The sequence below is a fragment of the Streptomyces sp. NPDC048420 genome (assembly GCF_040651535.1).
GTDB lineage: Bacteria > Actinomycetota > Actinomycetes > Streptomycetales > Streptomycetaceae > Streptomyces.
This window is the reverse complement of record NZ_JBEZKG010000058.1, coordinates 1-19,809: the sequence shown is the minus strand read 5'-3', so window position 1 is coordinate 19,809 and position 19,809 is coordinate 1. Positions and strand designations below refer to the sequence as shown.

The following is a 19,809-nucleotide window of genomic DNA, read 5'->3' as shown; positions in this document are numbered from 1 at the left end:
AGGACCCTCGACAAGTCCCATCGTTGCAGGTCAGGAGCACTCTCCGCTTATTTAATCAAGCATCGGACACCCACCTCGCGAAAGCGCGAGGCTAGGGACGGTGCACACCCCCCACACAGACGGTCGACTGAACGTTCATGGAACGGGCCGTCAAGACATCGGCAAGAGTGCAAACGAATAGCCGGATTTGGGCCGAGCTTGGCCCGTGCTTGGAGGTACGGGCCAACTGGAGCGCTGCGTCAGCCCGCTGCCGGGCGTCCTCGACAACGCCCCGTCGCGGGGCGCCGGGTGCTGGTCCAACCTGGTGAGTGATGGGGGCATGTCCGGTCAAGGACCGAAGCCCACCGCCGGAGCCACCACAACGACGGCGTCTGTCGACCGTGGTTACTACCTCATCAGGGCCAAACACTCTGGCATGTGCCTGGATGGCGCCAACTTCAGCACAGCCCACGCAGCCTCCATCGTGCAGGCCAGGTGACCTAGGCACGCACAACCAGCAGTGGCGCCTGAACCAGGTGTATCCCTCAGCCGCGTTCCCCAGGTCGGGCACAGCGTCGGGATCGTCGCGGACCACTCCGCCATGCTCATGGAAGTCGCGTTCCGCAGCCAAGCACACGCCGCCCCTGTGGTCCAAGGATCTCCGCAAGGCCGCGAGCCCGGCCTCAACCAACAATGGCAGTTCGTACGCCGGTAGTGGGCGTCCCGTCCTGCCTGCGGGGCGAGGCATGCCCGGTTTGTGTCACTCTTCCTTCGGGCCAAGAACGTATCGCGCGATCTGATCGGCCTCTTCGGAGCGGCCGAGTCCGCGCAGAACGAGACTGAGGGTGCCAAGGGCTCCCAGGCGGCTGATTCCGTAAGGGCTCGGAGAACCCGCGTCCAGGCGCTGGAACAGGCTCAATGCCTCTGTCACCGCGTCCAGGGCTATGAGCAGGTCCTCCTCCGCCCCTCCTTCCGTTTGCCCTTGCGCGAGGGCCCAAAGAGCCATCGCGAGTTTCGCTTCGAAGACGCTTGGGTCGTCCCGTGCCAGACGCCGACAGAGCGACACGGCCTCTTGGAAGAAGGTGAGAGCCTCATCCCTTCGCCCCAATTTCGCCATTTGGTTGCCGAGGATGCTCAGTGATTGGGCGAACCTTGGATTGTGGGCGACAGGGTTTTCGCTCGCAAGTTTTCGGTAAATTTTTGTGGCTTCTTGCACTGCCTTCAAGGCCGCCTGCTGCTCTCCCAACTCCGATAACCTAAGAGACAGGTTGCCAAGCGAGGCAGCGAGGTCAATCTCGTGGACGGCAGGGTTGACCTGGGTCAATCGACGACGAATTTCTACAGCCTCTCTGGTGATGGCTGCCGACTCTTCGTAGCGTCCGGCCTGCGCCAACCGATTTCCCAGGTTGCTCAGTGTCCGGGCCAAATCAGGTTCGTAGGCAACAGAGTTCGACTCACACAGCGCTCGATACAGATCGGCAGCCTCCAGCGTCGAGGCAAGAGCATCGTCCCACCGTCCCACCGCCGCCAAACGGTTACCAAGATTTCCCAGTACCATGGCCAAGGTGGGCTCATGCGCGGCGGGGTTTGCCTCTGCTATGTGGCGACAGAGATCGGTCGCCTCCTGGGTGGCCGCAAGCCCGTCCTCCCAGCGCCCGACCTCTGACAGTTGTGTGCCCAGATTGTTCAGTACGGCAGCAAGTTCAGGTGCGTACGCAGAAAAGTCAGACTCACAGAGGTGACGCTCGATGACCACCGCTTCTTGCAACATCTCAACAGCTTCTCCCCGTAGACCTACCGCCCCAAGGTGGTTCCCAAGGTTGGTCAGCGAAGAAGCCAGGCGTTCCGAGGAGTTCCTCGACCCCTCTCCCTTCAGGCGCCGATCGATGGCCACCGCTTCCTCTGATGCGGTCACGGCTTCTTGGATTCGCCCCACGCTCGACAGATGAAGGCTCAAGCCGTTGAGGGATATCCCAAGGCTTGACAGGCCACTGCCGGAATCACCCTCTGCCCGTTCGCGGTGGAGCGCTACTGCTTCCAGGGACGCGGCCAAGGCGTCATCGTCCCGACCGAGGGCGGCAAGGTGAAGGCTGAGGTCACTCAGGGCCGTTGCCAGGTCAGCCGCATGAGCCACTGGGTCGGAAGCAGCGAGTTGCCGCCAGAGCGGTATCGCTTCCTCGGCAGCTTGAAGGGCCTGCTCGCGCAGGCCGGCGTAGTGAAGGCGCTGTGCCAGGCCTGAGTGGATCGTGGCTCGGACCCTCGGGTCCTCGGCGCCGGCCAGACGATGATGGGCGAGGCGGTATGCGACGGCGGCAATCCCAGGGGCAAGTTCGACGTGCTGGCCGCTGGGCAGGTGAGACTCGATCTTTTCCAGGAGTTCCGGCGCCAGCTCGGACAGGCCGGCCACAGTGGCCAGCACTGCGCCGCCGGCTTGAACGGCCAGCTCGGGGTGCTCGGTCAGTAATGGAGCGAGCTGTTGGGAGATCAGATGCGGCCAGCGCTCAGCCGCCGCTGTCAGTCCTGCCAATGCGGGCCGCGTCCACTTGGACGGTCCTGACGGAGTATTGGTGAGGAGACGCCGAGGGGCTCCCGTGGACCAAGGATCAGGCACGTGGCTGGTCACACCATGACCCGGCACAGCGAGTGCGAGAAAATCCTCTGCGAGCAAGTCGGGGTGCAGCGGCTCCAGATAGGCCTCACCCGGCTCCTTGTCCCAGAGCGGGTAAGCGGTCGCGTGGTCCTTGAGGATGCGGTCGGCGGGCTCGCTGGTTGCGACAGCCACTCGGGCCAACAACTCAAGGCCATCCTCGTAGCTCTGTTCGCCCGTTAGTGTTGCTAGATAAGTCGCCTGCCCCATGGCGTCAGCCGTGATACCCACTCGGTGGTTGTCGTGCAACTTCTCCCAGTATGCGCGTTCACGCGAAAGGAGATAAGCGGATATTTGACCCGGACTTCCGAGGTCTTGAGATATTTCACCGCTTCCAGGCATACGGCGGACGGAATCCACAGAGACCAGGGCGGCCATCTGAATGGCCAGGGCTTGCTGAAACGAAGGACCGCGCAACGCCCATGACTGGACGTTCGGGCTGTGGATGTGTGATGTGCCCAGGGCGCGAGCGAAGCAGTCTTGGGCTGTGGTGAACAGGTTCTCCAGACTCATATCGATCTCGTCCGCCAGGGCGCCCAGGCGCAAGTCATAGGTCTCGATCTCCAGCCTGTCCAGATCGCTGGCCAGCGTCTGCCACCAGATTCCCGATGGGCGCGCCAGAAGCAACACACGAGCTTTCCTGCCCTGACGCGTGGCGTCGGTCAGCATTTCGAGGAGATCACTTGTGGGCCACCGCTCGGCGTAATCGACCACCATGAGAGTGCCGATTCCATCTTCTGGATGGTGATCGATGGCTTTGTCGTTGCCCTGGGACCCCCCTACGGAGGGGGCACTCCCATGACGCCCCAGAAAGACTCTCCAACCAGCTTCACGACTGAGTTCCGCGAACCGGTTTGCCAGCCGAGTCTTTCCCTGGCCACCGGCTCCATGGATGAGCAGGGTAGAAACTGGGTCCTCGCTGTCCCGCCAAGCCCCGAGTTCGGCGAGTTCCCCTCGCCTGCCAGTGAAGTCCACAATGGCATAGCGCGGCTGCAGGAGCCTGGCGGGTTGGTCCCGGGCTCGCTTGACTGAAATCGTCGGGCGATCCACGGGAAAGTCCATGACTCGATACAGCGGGCGCCCGCCGCTCGGCGCGTGAATGGAGACATCCCCGTTCACATCGCTGACCTGCACGACCGAGCCGTAGACCACTGAGTTGGACAGCCACTGACCCCGTCGACGCCTGGATGTCCCCGTACCGATCATTTTTCGACCTCGACGTCTCCCTCCGTACCTTGAACCTGGTCGACGGGGCCCGCTGTGCTGGAATTCCGGACGGATTGCGCGCCTTCACCCGAGAGGGCGGCGGAGGTTGCACCTGAAAGCGGTGCCGGTGTACCAGGAGTCGAACTTGCCCGATGGGTGACCCTCACGCTTCCTCCTGTACCGGAGATCTGAGTGACACCTCCGCCGACACTTGTGCTGTCGACGCTCTGCGCACCAGCCGTCGGCTCCTGCCGCCGGAGACCTGCCACCGACACGGCCAGTCCGGCAAGGGCGACGAACAACCCCACCACGCTTGCTACCTTGTCCGCCTTGTCCAGACCTACTGTGATCAGATACGCCGTCAGAGCCACCACCGCCACACCAGTGATCACTCCGCCGGTCCACGCCTGCGCCCGCCCAGTCATGGCGTCATTATCCGCTCCGACACCCCTGGTTGAGCGGAGTTTTACACAGTGAAGGAAGCGAAGCGGACGACGTTCGTGAGGCCGGCTCTCAAATCCGGGGCGGGGATGACGCCCAGGGCCTTCGGCCCCCTCTTACTGCCCGACATGCAGCATCAGCCCGATGCCCGCGACCAGCAGCCCCGCCGCGACGATCCTCGGCGCCCCGAACCGCTCCTTGAAGAACACGGCGCCGATGGCCGCGCCGACGATGATCGAGGACTCGCGCAGGGCGGCTATCGGGGCGAGTTCGGCCTTGGTCTGGGCCCACAGGACGAGGCCGTACGCGGTCACGGAGAGGGCGGCGCCGAGGAGCCCGACCGGGGCGAACGGCCGCAGCACCGCGACGAACCGCCCACCCCACCGCGTCAGGGCATACGCCGGGATCACCACCCCCTGCACCGCCATCAGCCAGGCGATGTACCCGAGCGAGGAGCCGGAGGCGCGCACGCCGAGCCCGTCGACGACGGTGTACGCGGCGATGGTCAGCCCGGTCGCCAACGCGGCGCCGATCGCCGCCCAGTTGGGCCTGTGCCCCCGCAGCCCCCACAGCGCGACGCCGGTAAGCCCCGCGCACGACAGGGCGATTCCGGCGGCGGCCCACGCGTCCGGCACCTCGTGCGCGAAGAGGGCCGCCAGCACGGTCACCACCAGGGGCGCGGTGCCGCGGGCGATCGGATAGGCCTGCCCGAAGTCCCCGAGCCGGAAGGACTTCATGAGCAGCGCGTAGTAAGCGATGTGGATGCAGCACGAGGCAAGCAGATACGGCCACGCACCCGCCGCCGGAACCACCGCGAACGGGATCATCGCCAGCCCGATGAGCATCCCCCCGCCCGAGATCAGCGTGAACCCGACCAGCTTGTCGGTGATCTGGTGCGCGATGGCGTTCCAGCTGGCGTGCGTGACGGCGGCGAGAAGAACGGCCGCGGTGACGAGAGGAGTCACGCGATGTGCTCGCGGACGTCCACGAGGGTGGCGCCGGCGTGGGCGATCAGGTCCTTGGGCGGAAGGGGGAACACGGCATGCGGATTGCCGGCGGCTGCCCAGACGACGTCATGGGTGAGCAGCGACCGATCGGCCAGCACCCGGGTCCTCGTACGGTGCCCGAAGGGCGGCACACCCCCGATGGCGTACCCGGTCGCCTCCCGTACGACATCGGCCTTGGCCCGCGTGACCTTCTCAGCACCCAGTTCTTCCCGAACCCGTTCGAGGTCGACGCGCGAGGCCCCGTCCATGAGCACCAGCACCGGCACCCCGTCCGCCGCGAAGATCAGCGACTTGCAGATCTGACTCAGCTCACACCCGATCGCCGCGGCGGCCTCGGCGGCGGTACGGGTGGCGTCCGGGAAGCGCCGGACGCTGGCGGTCAGTTCATCGAGGCCCAGTTCCCGCAGGGCCTCGGCGAAACGGGGGTGGGCGGCCTGGGAGCCGTCGGCGTCGGTGGTCGTCATGCAGGGCACGCTAGCGGTGGGTGTACGAGCCACGCGACCCGGTTTGCGGACCCGTCCTCCCTCCCGTCATGCAGGATGCCGCCATGACCCCGTCCCCCGCCGTACGCCCCTACCGCCCCGAGGACCGCGAGGCCCTCGACGACATCTGTGTGCGCACCGCGCACATGGGCCAGGACGCCCGTCCGCACTACAAGGACCCCGGAGTCTTCCCGGCCGCCTTCGCCGACCCCTACGTTCACCTCGAACCGGAGTTGGCCTTCGTCCTGGACGACGGTGACGACAACGCCGTCGGGTACATCCTCGGTACCGCCGACACGCCCCGGTTCGTCGAGGACTACCGGGCGAAATGGCTGCCCCTCGTGGCCGACCGCTACCCGGAGCCCCACCACGAGCCCCGCACCCCCGACGAGGAGATCGTCCGTCTCCTGCACCGCCCCGAGCGCATGCTCGTGCCCGAAGTCGCCGCCTACCCGGCCCACCTGCACATCGACCTGCTCCCCGAGTGGCAGGGGCGGGGGTACGGGCGCGCGCTCATGGAGACCTTCCTGCGGGCCCTGCACGAGCGGGGCGTGGCCGCCGTACACCTCTCCATGGTGGCCGCCAACACACCCGCCCGTGCCTTCTACGACCGTCTCGGCTTCCACGAGATCGACGTGCCGGAGGCCGGCGCGACCGTCACCTACCTGGGCCGCTCGACGCGTCCGACCGAGGAGCTCAGGACCCGGCGCTGAACGTCACGTCCTTCGCGGCCGCCACTTCCGCCCTGCGGCCCGGTGCCGACTGGTACCGCCAGTAGAGGTTGGTGTGCGCGATGACCTGGTCCGGCGGCGGGGAGCCCCACTTGCTGTTGTCCGGGGCAGTGTGGGCGTCGGCGACGAGGGTGACGTCGTAACCGCGCACGAAGGCGCCGTGGATGGTGGAGCGTATGCAGGCGTCGGTCTCCGCGCCGGCCACCACCAGGTGACCCACCCCGGCGCGGGCCAGGACAGCCTCCAGGTCGGTGTCCTCGAAGGAGTCGCCGTACGACTTGTGCACCAGGGGCTCGGTGTCCCGGCGGGGCAGCTCGGCGACGTACTCCCAGGCTTCGCTGCCTTTCTCCAGCCCCTCGTCGGAGTGCTGGACCCAGACGAGCGGGACGCCCTGCTCGCGGGCCCTGTCGACGAGGGAGGCGATGGCGGCGACGACCTCGTCGCGCTGGTACGCCTCGGCGACGACGCCCTTCTGGACGTCGATCACGAGCAGTGCGGTGTGGGGCCGTTCAGCCAGTGTGGTCATTCCCTCACGCTAGACCGCACCACTGACAATGACCCCGCCGCTGGAAATCCGGGCCGTTCCGGCCCGGACGAAAGCGGCCGGTGAGGACGCCCCGTCCCCACGGAGCCCTCACCGGCCGGTCCTCGTCGGAGGCGGTACGTCAGACCCGTACCAGAGTCAGACCCGTACCAGCTCCCGGTCCTCGTCAGGGTCCGTGTGCTTCTCAGCCGGTGTCCGCAGGCCCTCGCCCTCGACGTCGACGTTGGGCAGTGCGCGGTCCAGCCACTTCGGGAGCCACCAGGCGCGGCGGCCGAGCAGGGCGAGGACCGCGGGGACGATCGCCATGCGGACCACGAACGCGTCGAAGAAGACGGCGATCGCGAGGCCGAAGCCGATCATCTTGATCATCGATTCGCCGGAGCTGATGAAGCCTCCGAAGACGGCCATCATGATGACCGCGGCGGCGACCACGACCCGGGCGCTGTGCTTGAACCCGGTCACGATGGCCTGGCTCGGGGACTCGCCGTGGACGTACGCCTCGCGCATCCGGGTCACGAGGAACACCTCGTAGTCCATCGCGAGTCCGAAGACCACGCCGACCATGAAGATCGGCATCATCGACATGATCGGGCCGGTCTCCTCGACGCCCAGCAGTCCGCCGAGCCAGCCCCACTGGAAGACCGCGACGACGGCGCCGAGCGCGGCGAGTACGGAGAGCAGGAAGCCGAGGGCCGCCTTCAGCGGGACCAGGATCGAGCGGAAGACCACGATCAGGAGGAGGAAGGCGAGGCCCACGACCAGGGCCAGGTACGGGATCAGGGCGTCGGAGAGCTTCTGCGAGAAGTCGATGTTCATCGCGGTGGTGCCGGTGACCAGGACGTCCGCGTCCGCCTTGGACGCGACACCGTCACGGATGGAGTGCACCAGGTCCTCGGTCTGGGTCGAGGACGGCTTCGAGCCGGGGATGACCGTGATGGTCGCGGTGTCGCCCGCCTTGTTGAAGGCCGCCGGGGTGACCGTGGCGACGTCCTTGAGATCCTTGATCCCCTCGCTCACCGTGGCGGCCGCGGCCTTCGGGTCGTCGCTGTTCTTGGCGTCGACCACGATCATCAGGGGCCCGTTGAAACCGGGTCCGAAGCCCTCCGAGAGGAGGTCGTAGGCGCGGCGCTGGGTCGTGGACGTCGGCTGCGAACCGTCGTCGGGCAGGCCCAGCTCCAGCTGGCTGACCGGCAGTGCGACGGCGCCGAGGCCCACCACGCCGAGCAGCAGCACGGCGGCCGGGCGGCGGATGACGAAGCTCGCCCAGCGGGTGCCCAGGTTGGGCTTCACCGGCTTCGGGGAAGAAGCGTCCGCATCGGTGGCCTCCTCGCGCTTCTCGCCCGCCGGGCGGATTTTGCGGCCGGCGTACCCGAGCAGCGCCGGGATCATGGTCAGCGCGATGAGGACGGCGATCACGACCGTGCCCGCCGCGGCGAGGCCCATCTTGGTCAGCATCGGCACGTTGACGACCGTGAGGCCGGCCAGCGCGATCACGACGGTGAGGCCGGCGAAGACCACCGCGGAACCGGCGGTTCCGGTGGCCCGGCCCGCCGCCTCCTCGCGGGCGCGGCCCTCGGCCAGTTCGGCGCGGTAGCGGGAGACGATGAACAGGGCGTAGTCGATGCCGACCGCGAGGCCGATCATGCCCGCGAGCGTGGAGGTGGTGCTGCCGAGGTCGAGCGCCTTGGCGAGGACGGCGATGGTGGAGACGCCGATCCCGACGCCGATGATCGCCGTCAGCAACGGCAGACCGGCCGCGACCAGCGAGCCCAGGGTGATGACCAGGACGACCGCGGCGATGGCGAGACCGACGGCCTCACCGATCGCTCCCGCCTCCGGCTCGGCCTGGAGCGCGTCGCCGCCGACGTCGACGGTCAGCCCGGTGTCCCGGGCCTCGTCGGCGGCCTTCTCCAGGGCGTTCTGGGTGGCGTCCTTGAGCTCCATGCCGGGGACCTCGTAGCGCACCGACGCGTAGGCGACCGTGCCGTCCTTGCTGACCGCGTTGGTGGTGAACGGGTCGGTGACGGAGACGACCTCGGAGCCGTCGCCCAGTTCCTTGACGGTCTTCGCGACGGTCGCCCTGTTGGCGGCGTCGGTCATCTTCTCGCCCTCGGGCGCCTTGAAGACCACGCGTCCGGTCGCACCGTCGGCGCTGGCCCCGGGGAAGCGCTGCTCCAGCAGGTCGAAGGCCTTCTGCGCCTCCGTGCCCGGAATGGAGAAGGAGGTCGATCCGGCGGCGGGGGCGCTGAACGCGCCGACGCCCGCGAGCGTCAGCAGGGCCACCCACATCAGGGCGACGAAGTGCCGTCGCCGGAAGGCGAGCCGGCCGAGCTTGTAGAGGAAAGTGGCCACGAAGGCGTACTCCCGGTCAGGTCGTGGGGTTCAGGGCGACAGGGCCCCAAGGGCAGGGGTGATCAGCCCGACGACGTGAGCGGTTACGTCAGGTGGAGGGCTTGCTGGGGTGACTGGGGGTCAGTCGGTCGAAACGCCGAGGGCGGGGAGGACCACGGCGTCGATGTACGAAAGGAGGAAGGCCTGGGTCGGCGGCAGCTCGTCGATCATCGTGCGGGCCGCGAACCCGCCGAGCATCATGTGCATCATGAACTCGATCGCCGGGTTGTCCGGGCGCACCTCGCCCCGGTCGACCGCCCGCTGGACGAGTCGACGGAACTCCGCCATCTCGGGTTCGATGAGATGCTCGCGGAACGCCTTCAGGAGATCCGGGTTGCCGTGGACCGCCATGGCCAGGCCCCGCATGAGCGCGGAGTTCTGCTCCATGGTGCAGTCGTCCGAGCGCATGGTGAGCGCGTGCAGGTCGCCCTTGAGCGACCCGGTGTCGATCTCGTCGAGACCGATACCGCCCGGCTTGGTGTGCCGCACCGCCTTCGCCACCAGCTCGGCCTTGCCGCCCCACTGGCGATAGAGCGTGGCCTTGCTGGAACGGGTGCGCGCGGCGACGGCGTCCATGGTGAGGGCGTCGTAGCCGACCTCGCGGAGCAGTTCGAGCACGGCCTCGTAGAGCTCGGCCTCGCGCTCGGGGGTGATGCGGCTGCGACGTGCGGTCGAAACCTCGGTCATGTCACTCACCCTTTCTGCTCCGGGACTTGGAACGACACCGTTTCGTACGACACGAATGTAGCGCATCCCTCTGCGAAACGAAACTGTTTCGTTCGTGTCATGAGTCACCCCGGGTCGACCTCGGCCGGTTTTTCACAAGTTGCTCCGGCCCATCCCCCGGAAAAGCATGGGGAGGTGAGCTATCTGCGCCTTCCGCACCTGAGCGGCGACCTGTTGTGCTTCGTGGCCGAGGACGACCTCTGGCTGGCCCCCCTCGACGGCCCGGGCCGCGCCTGGCGCCTGACCGTCGACCGCACCAAGATCGGCCATCCGCGCTTCTCGCCCGACGGCCGCCACATCGCGTACACGAGCTGGCGCAGCTTCGTGCCCGAGATCCACCTGGCCGACGTGGACGGCGGCCCGGCCCGCCGGCTCACCTACTGGGGCTCCACGGACACCCAGGTCACCGGCTGGACCCCGCAGGGCACCATCCTCGCCGTCGCCTCCCACGGCGAGCCCTTCTCCTACTTCACCTGGGCGTACAAGGTCCCCACCGACGGCTCCCCCGGCCGCAAGCTCCCCTGGGGCCCGGTCTCCGACATCCAGGTCGCCGACCGCAAGACCCTCCTCCTCACCGGCACCCCGCCGCACGAACCGGCCGCCTGGAAGCGCTACCGGGGCGGCGCCACGGGCCGCCTGTGGCTGCACGGCGAACGCCTGCTGCCCGACCTCGGCGGCCACCTCCACTCCCCGATGTTCGTCGGCGACCGCATCGCCTTCCTCTCCGACCACGAGGGCGTGGGCAACCTCTACTCCTGCGCCCACGACGGCTCCGACCTGCGCCGCCACACCGACCACGACGCCTTCTACGCCCGGCACGCCTCCAGCGACGGCACCCGGGTGGTGTACCAGTGCGGGGGCGACCTGTGGATCGTCGACGACCTCTCGTCCGCCGGGCCGCGCAAACTCGACGTACGGCTGAGCGGGCCGCGCGCGGGACGCCGTACCTATCAGGTGCCCGCATCCCAGCACGTGGACGGCATCTCGGTGGACGAGACGGGGCGCGCGAGCGCGGTCGTCGTCCGCGGCAGCCTGTACTGGCTGACCCACCGGGACGGTCCGGCGCGCACGATCACGGACACTCCGGGGGTACGGGTCCGGCTCCCGGAGATGCTCGGTTCCGTCGGCCAGGTCGCGTACGTGACGGACGCGGAGGGCGAGGACGCCGTGGAGATCGCCTACCTGCCCCGGGCGACCGGTGACCGCGAGCCCCGGCGGCTGGCCTCCGGGGAGCTGGGCCGGGTCCTGGAGCTGGTCGCCGACCCCCAGGGCGAGCGCCTGGCCATCGCCTCGCACGACGGCCGCCTGCTGCTCCTCGACGCGACCGAGGATTCCGACAGCGAGGACTCCGACAGCGAGGACTCCGACAGCGGGGTCACCGACAGCGGGGTCACCGACAGCGGGGTCACCGACCTCATCCGCTCGGTCAACGGCCCGGTCCGCGACCTCGCCTTCTCCCCGGACGGCTCCTGGCTGACCTGGTCGCACCCGGGGATCGGCCGCTCCCTGCGCCAGATCAAGATGGCCCGCATCAAGGACCGCCTGATCGTGGACGTGACGAACGGCCGCTTCGAGGACGAGAACCCGGTCTTCACCCGGGACGGCCGCTACCTGGCCTTCCTCTCCTGGCGCGGCTTCGACCCGGTGTACGACGTCCACACCGGCGACCTGTCCTTCCCGCTCGGCTGCCGTCCCTACCTGGTCCCGCTCTCCTCGGCCACCCCCTCCCCCTTCGCCCTGAACCCGGAGGGCCGCCCGGCCGCGGGGGGCCTGGACCCGGTCGAGGACGAGAGCGGCGAAGCGAGTGCCGTCACGGTCGAGGTCGAAGGCCTGGAGAGCCGGGTCACCCCCTTCCCGGTCCCGGCCTCCAAGTACTCGGCGCTGTACCCGGTCGCGGGCGGCGGCCTGGTCTGGCTGCGTTGGCCGATCTCGGGCGCGCTCGGTGAGACCTTCGTGAACCCGGACGACACCTCCGAGCGTCCGACCCTCGAACACTTCGCCATCAGCAAGGCCAAGAAGACCGAACTCGTCGAGCACCTGGACTGGTTCGCGGTCAGCGGCGACGGTTCGCGACTGGTGCTCGTCGACGAGGGCGACCTGCGCGCCACACCCTCGACGGAGTCCGGCGACAGCGACTCGACGGTCTGGATCGACCTGCGCCGCATCCTGCACGAGGCCGACCCGGCCGCCGAGTGGCGCCAGTCGTACGAGGAGGCGGGCCGCCTGATCCGGGCGTACTTCTGGGACCCGGGGATGTGCGGCATCGACTGGGACGCGGTGCTCGACCAGTACCGCCCGCTGGTCGAACGGGTCGCCTCGCCCGACGAGTTCGCGGATCTCCTGCGCGAGGTCCTCGGCGAACTGGGCACCTCCCACGCCTACGTGACGGCCGCGCGCCGCAACGAAGGGCCACCGCACTACCAACGCCGGCAGGGCCTGCTGGGCGCCAACTTCGTCCTCAGAGACGGCGGTTGGACGGTCCGGCGGATCCTCCCCGGCGACTCCTCGGACTCCAAGGCCCGCTCCCCGCTGGCCGGCACGGGCATCCGCGAGGGCGCGGTCCTCACCCACGTGGACGGCCGCCCGGTCGATCCGGTCGCGGGCCCGTATCCGCTGCTCGCGGCGGCGGGCGGTACGACGGTGGAGCTGACGTTCACCCCGGCCGAGGGCGAGGGCGGGGCCCGCCGGGTGGCGGTGGTCCCGCTCCTCGACGAACGCCCCCTGCGCTACCAGGACTGGGTCGCCAAACGCCGGGCCGTCGTACGGGAGTTGAGCGGCGGCCGCTGCGGCTATCTGCACATCCCCGACATGGGCGGCTCGGGCTGGGCCCAGTTCAACCGGGACCTGCGGATGGAGGTCTCCCGCCCCGCCCTGATCGTCGACGTACGCGGCAACGCGGGCGGCCACATCAGCGAACTGGTCGTGGAGAAGCTGACCCGCACGATCCTGGGCTGGGACCTCACCCGCAACGCCCAGCCGGTGTCGTACGCCTCGAACGCCCCGCGCGGCCCGGTGGTCGCGTTGGCCGACGAGGCGACCTCCTCGGACGGCGACATGATCACGGCGGCCTTCAAACTCCTGAAGCTGGGACCGGTGGTGGGCCAGCGCACCTGGGGCGGAGTGGTCGGCATGACCGGCCGCCACCAGCTCGGCGACGGCACGGTGATCACGGTCCCGATGAACGCGGCCTGGTTCGACGCGTACGGCTGGTCGGTGGAGAACCAGGGCGTCACCCCCGACCTGGAGATCCTCCGCACCCCGCTCGACTGGGCGGAGGGCCGCCACGCCCAACTGGACGACGCGGTACGGCTCGCACTGGACCTGCTGGAGACGACGCCTCCGGCGACACCGCCGGACTACCGGGACGTACCGAACAGGTCGAGGCCGAAGTTGCCGCCCAGGTGAGGGTTTTGGCTTTCAGGGCCAAAAGACAACAAGTGTGGGGCGCCCTCCAACAAACAGAGGGCACCCCACACTTCAAGCAGTGACTACATGTCGTAGTCGGGGTCCAGCCGCTCCTGCTCCTCGCGCCGGATGCGCTCGGACTCCTCGTCCCGCATCCGCTCGCGGTCCTCGCCCTGGCGACCACGCTGACCCGGCTCACGGCCTTGCTCACGGCCCTGCTCCCGGCCCTGCTGGGCCTTCTGCTTGGCCTGCTGCTGCCACTGCTCGGACTTGTCCTGGAACTGGTCCTTCATACCCATGTGGGTTCACTCCCGTGGGGGTGAGGGGAAGAGCCCCGGTCCGGGGCCTCGACCAGATTCACACGCCCGGACAAAGAACGCATTTCGATCAACTACGGTGCGTAGCGGAACCGGTGGCGCGAGCCTTCTCATCTGCCGCCCCACCTGCACCGACGAGTCCCACCCGCATGCCCTCCAACCGCTGCCCGAACCGCCGCATCTCCCGCTGACCGACGGTCCCGACGATCCCCGGCAGGTACCCGCGCAGCCCCTGTGTCCCGCGCAGCCACCCCTGCCCGTACACATGACTGGACCGCCGCTCGATCCCCGCCACGATCCGCTCCACCGCGGGACCCGGCGGATACGTCTTGCTGGCCGGCCACGGCAGCCGCTGCCGCAGCTCCCGCATGACGTCGTCCTGGTCGGCCCCGCGCACCATGTCCGTGTCGGTCCACGACAGATACCCGACCCCGACCCGCACGCCCTTGTGCCCGACCTCGGCCCGCAGACTGTGCGCGAACGCCTCCACACCCGACTTGGAGGCGCAGTACGCGGTCATCATCGGCGCCGGGGTGATCGCGGCGAGGGAGGCGATCTGCAGCAGATAACCCCGGCTCTCCATCAGCACCGGCAGGAAGGCCCGGGCGGTGACGGCGGATCCGATGAGATTGACCTCGATCACCCGCCGCCACGCCTCCGGATCGGAGTCCACGAAGGGCCCGCCGGTGGCGACCCCGGCGTTGGCGACCACGATGTCGACCTTCCCGAACCGCTCCTTGACCTCTCCCGCCACCCGGGCCATCGCCTCGTGGTCGGTGACGTCGGCGTACCAGTGGTCGCTGTCCCCGTGCAGCCGCCCGGAGAGCTGCTTGAGCGCGTCCGCCTCAAGGCCGACCAGCGCCACCTTGGCGCCCCGCGCGGACAGCTTGCGGGCGAGCAACTCCCCCACGCCCCGCGCCGCCCCCGTGACGACCGCCACCTGCCCTTCGAGTCCGACCCTGCTCATGCGCCCTCCCTGACCTGGACGTAGGTGCTGACGAGTTCCCGGATCCGCGCGCTGACCAGCTCCGGCGCCTCGACGGGCGTCATGTGGCCGAGGCCGGGCAGTTCGGTGACGCCGAGGCAGTTGGGCAGCGCGGCCGCCAACTGGTGTGCGTGCACGGGCGGGGTGAGCCGGTCCGCCGTGCCGACGACGACGGCCGTGGGCGCGGTGAGCTGCCGTACACCGTGGTCCAGGTCGAGCAGATCCAGCACCTGCGACCAGGCGTACCGCACCCTGGGCGGACAGGCGTGCACGATCCGCGCGCACGCCTCGACCATGTGCGGGGCCGAACCGGGGCCCATCGTCCCGTACTTGAGGATCCGCCGGGCGAGCGGCGTGACCGGCCCGAGCGGCGCCCGCAGCCCGAGCACATGCCGGGTCAGCCAGGTCCGCAGCCGCCCGGCCCGGATCGGTACGACGGTCGACTCGGCGACCAGCCGCGACGAACCGGTGCTGCACAGCAGGACGGCCGCCGTGCGCTGTTGGAACCCCGGGCGCCCGGCCGCGGCCATCACCGTCATCCCGCCCATGGAGTGACCGGCGATCACCGCCTTCTCGTCCGCCGCGAGGGTCGCCCCCAGTACGGCTTCGAGGTCGTCGGCGAGCAGCTCCGCGCTGCAGGAGGGGCTCGCCGGACTGCGTCCGTGGCCGCGCTGGTCGTAGGCGATGACCCGGTGGTCGACGGAGAGTTCGCGGATCTGCGCGGCCCAGAAGGCGGTGGAGCAGGTCCAGCCGTGGGCGAGGACGACAGGGGGCGCGTTCTCGGGTCCGTGCACCTCCACGTGCAGGCGGGCGCCGTCGGCGGAGACCGCGGTGAGTTCGCGCACCGGGGCGGGTGGGGCATACGGCCCGGAGACGACGTGCATCAGACGGTTCATACGACTTGTGCGACTCATGCGGCGCTCACCTCCGCGGGCGCCGGCACCCGCAGCACCTCGTACTCGGCGAGGTCCACCCGCCGGGTCGCCCGCCGGAACTCGGTGGTCGTGCCGGGCCAGATCGTGGAGTTGCGGCCGTTCGCGTCCAGGTACCAGCTGGTGCAGCCGCCGGTGCTCCACACCGTGCGCTTCATGCGCTCCTGCACCCGGTGGTTCCAGGCCTGTACGGCAGAGGGGCGGGCGTCGAGGGCCACCCGCCCGCCGAGGACGTCGAGCTGCCGTACGAAGTCGGCCATGTAGTTCAGCTGGGACTCGATCACGAGGATCATCGAGGAGTTCCCGAGACCGGTGTTGGGCCCGATGATGGTCATCCAGTTCGGGAACCCGGCAGCGGAGGCACCCCGTAGCGACTCCATCCCGCCCTTCCAGGCCTCGGCGAGCGTCCGCCCGTCCGCGCCGACGACCCGGTCGGCGATCGGCATGTCGGTGACATGGAAGCCCGTACCGAAGACGATCGCGTCCACCTGGGCCTCGGTGCCGTCGGCGGCGACGAGCTTCGCCCCCTCGACACGGCTGAGCCCGCTCGCGACCACGTCCACGTTGGGCTGGGTGAGCGCCGGGTAGTACGTGTTGCTCAGCAGGATCCGCTTGCAGCCGATGCGGTAGTCGGGGGTGAGCTTGGCGCGCAGCGCCGGGTCCTTGACGGCACGGGCCATGTTCCGCTTGGCCAACCGCTCGACCGCGCCGAGCTCGCCCGGATGCTTGGTGAACGCCTGGACCTGCAACTCCCGGATGCCCCACAGCAGTCCGCGCCGGGCCTGGGTGGTGAACGGCAGCTGCCGGTGCAGCCAGCGCTCGGCACCGCTGATCGCCCGGTCCACGCGGGGCATCACCCAGGGCGGCGTCCGCTGGAACAGCGTGAGCTGCCGGGCGAGCGGCTGGATGGCCGGCACGATCTGGATGGCCGAGGCGCCCGTGCCCACCATGGCGACCCGCTTGCCGCGCAGGTCGTAGTCGTGGTCCCAGCGGGCGGAGTGGAAGATCTTGCCCGGGAAGGAGTCGAGCCCGGGGATGTCCGGGATCTTCGGATCGGAGAGCGGCCCGGTGGCGGAGACGACGAAGTCGGCCGAGAGCCTGCCACCGGCCGTCTCGATGTCCCAGCGAAGGAGCTCCCCGTCCCAAGTCATCCGCTTCACCTCGGAGTTGAAGCGGAGGTGCGGACGGAGCCGGAAGACGTCGGTCACATGCTCCAGATAGGCGCGGATGTGCTCCTGCCCGGAGAAGGCGCGCGGCCAGTCGGGATACGGCGCGAAGGAGAACGAGTACAGATGGGACGGCACATCACAGGCACACCCCGGATAGCTGTTGTCCCGCCAGGTACCACCCACGCTGTCGGCCCGCTCCAGCACGACGAAGTCGGTGACACCCTCCCGCCGCAGCCGTACGGCGGCCCCCAGCCCACCGAACCCGGACCCGACCACCGCCACCCGCACATGCTCGTGTTCGGCCATGCCGACGCCCTTCCCTGCGCGACTCCGCCAGTGAACACTGGCGCAATGGGAGGGTAGAGCAGCTCCGTACTCATGGGTAGGGGGCGGGGGGAAGGAAAGTTACTGCGGGTACGACATAGGGTGCGGGCGTGGCAGAAGACGGAGGACGACGCGAGTACCGCATGGAGGAACTGGCCCGTCTGGCCGGCATCACCGTGCGCACCCTGCGCTTCTACCGCGAACGCAAGCTGATCCCGCCGCCCCGCCGCGAGGGCCGTATCGCCTGGTACGACGACCACCACCTGGCCCGCCTGCGCACCATCGCGACACTCCTGGAGCGGGGTCACACCCTCACGGGCATCGCCGAACTGGCGGAAGCCCTCGACCACGGCCGGGACGTCGCCGACGTCCTGGGTGTGGCACCGCCCACGGAGGAGGAGCCGGTCCGCCTCACCCCCGAGGAACTCGCCGCCCGCTTCGAGGGCGAGGTCACCGCGGAGAACCTCGCGGCCGCTCTCGACCTCGGCTACCTCGGCACCGACGGCGACGAGATCGTCCACGTCAGCCGCCGCCTCCTGGACGTCTCCGCGGCCCTGGTCCGCGAGGGCATCCCCCTGGGAGAGGTCCTGGCCGCCGCCAAACGCGTCCGCGAACACGTCGACGACCTGGCCGAGATGTTCGCCGAACTGGTCCTGCGCCACGCGACCGAGGACGACCTCCAGCGCCTACGGCCCCTGGCGCGGAGCGTGGTGGAGGCGGAGCTTTCACTGGCGCTGGACCGGCGGTTGCGGAAGCGGGACTAGATCCCATCTTCGAGGCCACCCGGAGCCTGCTCGCGCTTCCGCGAGGACGACGGGCGGCTTTCACCGGCCGCCCCGCAAACCCAGCACATTCACTCTATCGAGGCACTCTTCCGCCAACGCCGCCCGCTACGGCGTTCGTGCTCCGAGAGTGAGATCGAAAAGCCCCGGCGGCTGTTCCAGCAGCCCCGGGGCATGGCCGACACTCTCCAGGAGCGCCGACATCACTGACGACTGATCATCGGCCCGGGCGGGGTGCGCCGAGGTCACTCGGGCCGCGTGTCACATATCGAAGACGACCGTCACGGGAGCGTGATCCGACCACCGCTCCTCATGGCTGGCAGCCCGCTCCACGAAGCCCTTGACCGCCTTGCCCGCAAGGTCCGGCGTCGAGACGGCGAGGTCGATCCTCCAACCAGAATCATTGTCGAACGCCCGCCCCCGGTACGACCACCACGAGTACGGCCCCTCCACGTCCGGATGCAGCGACCGTACGACGTCGACGTACCCCCCGTCGGCGGTGTCGAGCACCCGGCTCAGCCAGGCCCGCTCCTCCGGCAGGAACCCGGAACTCTTCTGGTTGGCGCGCCAGTTCTTGAGGTCGGCCTGCTGGTGGGCGATGTTCCAGTCGCCGCAGACCACGACTTCACGGCCGTCGGCGGCGGCACGCGCCCGCAGGTCCTTCAGGTAGACGAGGAACTCGTCCATGAAGCGGACCTTCTCGTCCTGCCGCGCGGTGCCGACCTCGCCGGAGGGCAGGTACAGGGAGGCGACGGTGACGCCGGGCAGGTCGGCCTCGACGTAGCGTCCGCTGGTGTCGAACTCGGCCGACCTGAAACCGATCTGGACACGGTCCGGCTCACGGCGGGTGTACAGGGAGACACCGGCGCGGCCCTTGGCGGCGGCGGGCGCGTGCACCACGTGCCAGCCCTCGGGGGCGCGGACCCCTTCCGGCAGCTGCTGCGGCTCGGCGCGCACCTCCTGCAGGCAGAGCACGTCGGCGGAGGTCTCCGCGAGCCACTCCACGAAGCCCTTCTTCGCGGCGGCACGCAGTCCGTTCACATTGGCGGAGGTCACAGTCAGCACGCGGGAACGATACCGGCACACTGGATCGGACCCTTTCGTGGACCTGATCGATTCGTGGGGATGGACATGCAGATACGCCAGGTCGCCTTCGACCACCCGGACGCCGTGAAGCTGAACGACGACGTCCAGGCCGAGTACCAGGTCCGCTACGGCGACGGCGGCGACGCGACGACCCTGGCACCGGAGGACTTCGAGCCGCCGAACGGCGTCTACCTGATCGCGTACGACGAGACGGACGCCCCGGTCGCCACGGGCGGCTGGCGTGCCCAGGACGCCAACGACGAGGGCAACCTGGACGGCGACGCCGAGCTCAAGCGCATGTACGTCGTCGACGCGGCCCGCGGCCGGGGCCTCGCCCGCCGCGTCCTCGCCGCCCTGGAGGAGAACGCCCGAGCGGCCGGCCGCACCCGCATGGTCCTGGAGACCGGCATCAAACAGCCGGAGGCCATCGCCCTCTACACCTCCAGCGGCTACGCCCCCTGCGTGAAGTTCGGCTACTACCGCTTCCACGAGGACAGCCGCTGCTTCGCGAAGGCCCTGTGAGGGCGCCGACCGCCAGGTCCCCGGTGGTTTTGTGCGGACCGAGAGGTGAGCAGGTCGGTTACGTCGAACAGGTGACGAGAGCCGTGACGCCCACCGGGTGTCACGGCTCTGAGTCAAACGTCCTCGGCCCGTT

The 19,809-nt window shown here is 69.1% G+C and carries 15 protein-coding genes; 4 read left to right on the top strand and 11 right to left on the bottom strand.

Going from position 1 to position 19,809, the window contains the following annotated elements; genetic code table 11:
• Window positions 1-739: 739 nt before the first annotated feature.
• The 3 genes from AB0D34_RS46400 to AB0D34_RS46390 form a co-directional block, all read right to left on the bottom strand.
• The gene (locus tag AB0D34_RS46400; protein ID WP_362674067.1) at window positions 740-3,760 is read right to left on the bottom strand and encodes a tetratricopeptide repeat protein; all 3,021 of its coding nucleotides are present in this window, start codon (window positions 3,758-3,760) and stop codon (window positions 740-742) included.
• 629 nt (window positions 3,761-4,389) lie between these two features.
• Window positions 4,390-5,238 carry a DMT family transporter gene (locus AB0D34_RS46395; protein WP_362674064.1) on the bottom strand — a complete coding sequence of 283 codons (849 nt, stop codon included), beginning with the start codon at window positions 5,236-5,238 and terminating at the stop codon, window positions 4,390-4,392.
• Window positions 5,235-5,744 carry a YbaK/EbsC family protein gene (locus AB0D34_RS46390; RefSeq protein ID WP_362674062.1) on the bottom strand — a complete coding sequence of 170 codons (510 nt, stop codon included), beginning with the start codon at window positions 5,742-5,744 and terminating at the stop codon, window positions 5,235-5,237. Before AB0D34_RS46390 ends, AB0D34_RS46395 begins: the two co-directional genes overlap by 4 nt.
• An 83-nt stretch (window positions 5,745-5,827) precedes the next feature.
• Between AB0D34_RS46390 and AB0D34_RS46385 the strand changes: the two genes are divergently transcribed.
• Entirely contained in the window at window positions 5,828-6,475 is a 648-nt protein-coding gene (locus AB0D34_RS46385) for a GNAT family N-acetyltransferase (RefSeq protein WP_362674059.1), read from the top strand.
• On the opposite strand, the gene AB0D34_RS46380 is transcribed toward AB0D34_RS46385, so the two are convergent.
• The 3 genes from AB0D34_RS46380 to AB0D34_RS46370 form a co-directional block, all read right to left on the bottom strand.
• Complete coding sequence (locus tag AB0D34_RS46380) at window positions 6,459-7,019, bottom strand: cysteine hydrolase family protein (protein WP_362674057.1); 561 nt, start codon at window positions 7,017-7,019, stop codon at window positions 6,459-6,461. The two genes, AB0D34_RS46385 and AB0D34_RS46380, sit on opposite strands and share 17 nt — an antisense overlap.
• Window positions 7,020-7,175: 156 nt before the next feature.
• Window positions 7,176-9,389, bottom strand: coding sequence for an MMPL family transporter (locus AB0D34_RS46375; protein ID WP_362674055.1), 2,214 nt, complete (start codon window positions 9,387-9,389; stop codon window positions 7,176-7,178).
• Between the two features lie 120 nt (window positions 9,390-9,509).
• Window positions 9,510-10,115 carry a TetR/AcrR family transcriptional regulator gene (locus tag AB0D34_RS46370; protein ID WP_362674053.1) on the bottom strand — a complete coding sequence of 202 codons (606 nt, stop codon included), beginning with the start codon at window positions 10,113-10,115 and terminating at the stop codon, window positions 9,510-9,512.
• A 174-nt stretch (window positions 10,116-10,289) separates the two neighbouring features.
• Here AB0D34_RS46370 and AB0D34_RS46365 point away from each other — a divergent pair, with 174 nt between their 5' ends.
• Window positions 10,290-13,559: a S41 family peptidase gene (locus tag AB0D34_RS46365; protein ID WP_362674050.1), complete on the top strand. Its 3,270-nt coding sequence runs from the start codon at window positions 10,290-10,292 to the stop codon at window positions 13,557-13,559.
• 83 nt (window positions 13,560-13,642) lie between these two features.
• On the opposite strand, the gene AB0D34_RS46360 is transcribed toward AB0D34_RS46365, so the two are convergent.
• From AB0D34_RS46360 to AB0D34_RS46345, 4 genes are all read right to left on the bottom strand, one after another.
• Window positions 13,643-13,858 carry a hypothetical protein gene (locus AB0D34_RS46360; RefSeq protein WP_362674047.1) on the bottom strand — a complete coding sequence of 72 codons (216 nt, stop codon included), beginning with the start codon at window positions 13,856-13,858 and terminating at the stop codon, window positions 13,643-13,645.
• 88 nt (window positions 13,859-13,946) lie between these two features.
• Window positions 13,947-14,843, bottom strand: a complete 897-nt coding sequence (locus AB0D34_RS46355) for an SDR family oxidoreductase (protein WP_362674045.1) — start codon at window positions 14,841-14,843, stop codon at window positions 13,947-13,949.
• Entirely contained in the window at window positions 14,840-15,757 is a 918-nt protein-coding gene (locus AB0D34_RS46350; RefSeq protein WP_362674072.1) for an alpha/beta hydrolase, read from the bottom strand. The genes AB0D34_RS46355 and AB0D34_RS46350 overlap by 4 nt, the downstream gene beginning before the upstream one ends.
• Before the next feature lie 14 nt (window positions 15,758-15,771).
• Window positions 15,772-17,268, bottom strand: coding sequence for an NAD(P)/FAD-dependent oxidoreductase (locus tag AB0D34_RS46345; protein WP_362674044.1), 1,497 nt, complete (start codon window positions 17,266-17,268; stop codon window positions 15,772-15,774).
• A gap of 161 nt (window positions 17,269-17,429) precedes the next feature.
• On the opposite strand from AB0D34_RS46345, the gene AB0D34_RS46340 reads away from it, so the two are divergent.
• Entirely contained in the window at window positions 17,430-18,050 is a 621-nt protein-coding gene (locus tag AB0D34_RS46340) for a MerR family transcriptional regulator (protein WP_362674070.1), read from the top strand.
• Between the two features lie 279 nt (window positions 18,051-18,329).
• On the opposite strand, the gene AB0D34_RS46335 is transcribed toward AB0D34_RS46340, so the two are convergent.
• The gene (locus AB0D34_RS46335) at window positions 18,330-19,133 is read right to left on the bottom strand and encodes an exodeoxyribonuclease III (protein ID WP_362674042.1); all 804 of its coding nucleotides are present in this window, start codon (window positions 19,131-19,133) and stop codon (window positions 18,330-18,332) included.
• Between the two features lie 66 nt (window positions 19,134-19,199).
• Between AB0D34_RS46335 and AB0D34_RS46330 the strand changes: the two genes are divergently transcribed.
• Window positions 19,200-19,676, top strand: a complete 477-nt coding sequence (locus tag AB0D34_RS46330; protein WP_362674040.1) for a GNAT family N-acetyltransferase — start codon at window positions 19,200-19,202, stop codon at window positions 19,674-19,676.
• Window positions 19,677-19,809 lie beyond the last annotated feature (133 nt).

Excerpts from the sequence above, each read along its gene's own strand:
- AB0D34_RS46390 (WP_362674062.1), bottom strand. The coding sequence starts at position 5,744 with ATGACGACCACCGACGCCGACGGCTCCCAGGCCGCCCACCCCCGTTTC.
- AB0D34_RS46385 (WP_362674059.1), top strand. The coding sequence starts at position 5,828 with ATGACCCCGTCCCCCGCCGTACGCCCCTACCGCCCCGAGGACCGCGAG.
- AB0D34_RS46380 (WP_362674057.1), bottom strand. The coding sequence starts at position 7,019 with ATGACCACACTGGCTGAACGGCCCCACACCGCACTGCTCGTGATCGAC.
- AB0D34_RS46370 (WP_362674053.1), bottom strand. The coding sequence starts at position 10,115 with ATGACCGAGGTTTCGACCGCACGTCGCAGCCGCATCACCCCCGAGCGC.
- AB0D34_RS46360 (WP_362674047.1), bottom strand. The coding sequence starts at position 13,858 with ATGGGTATGAAGGACCAGTTCCAGGACAAGTCCGAGCAGTGGCAGCAG.
- AB0D34_RS46355 (WP_362674045.1), bottom strand. The coding sequence starts at position 14,843 with ATGAGCAGGGTCGGACTCGAAGGGCAGGTGGCGGTCGTCACGGGGGCG.
- AB0D34_RS46350 (WP_362674072.1), bottom strand. The coding sequence starts at position 15,757 with ATGAACCGTCTGATGCACGTCGTCTCCGGGCCGTATGCCCCACCCGCC.
- AB0D34_RS46345 (WP_362674044.1), bottom strand. The coding sequence starts at position 17,268 with ATGGCCGAACACGAGCATGTGCGGGTGGCGGTGGTCGGGTCCGGGTTC.
- AB0D34_RS46340 (WP_362674070.1), top strand. The coding sequence starts at position 17,430 with ATGGAGGAACTGGCCCGTCTGGCCGGCATCACCGTGCGCACCCTGCGC.
- AB0D34_RS46330 (WP_362674040.1), top strand. The coding sequence starts at position 19,200 with ATGCAGATACGCCAGGTCGCCTTCGACCACCCGGACGCCGTGAAGCTG.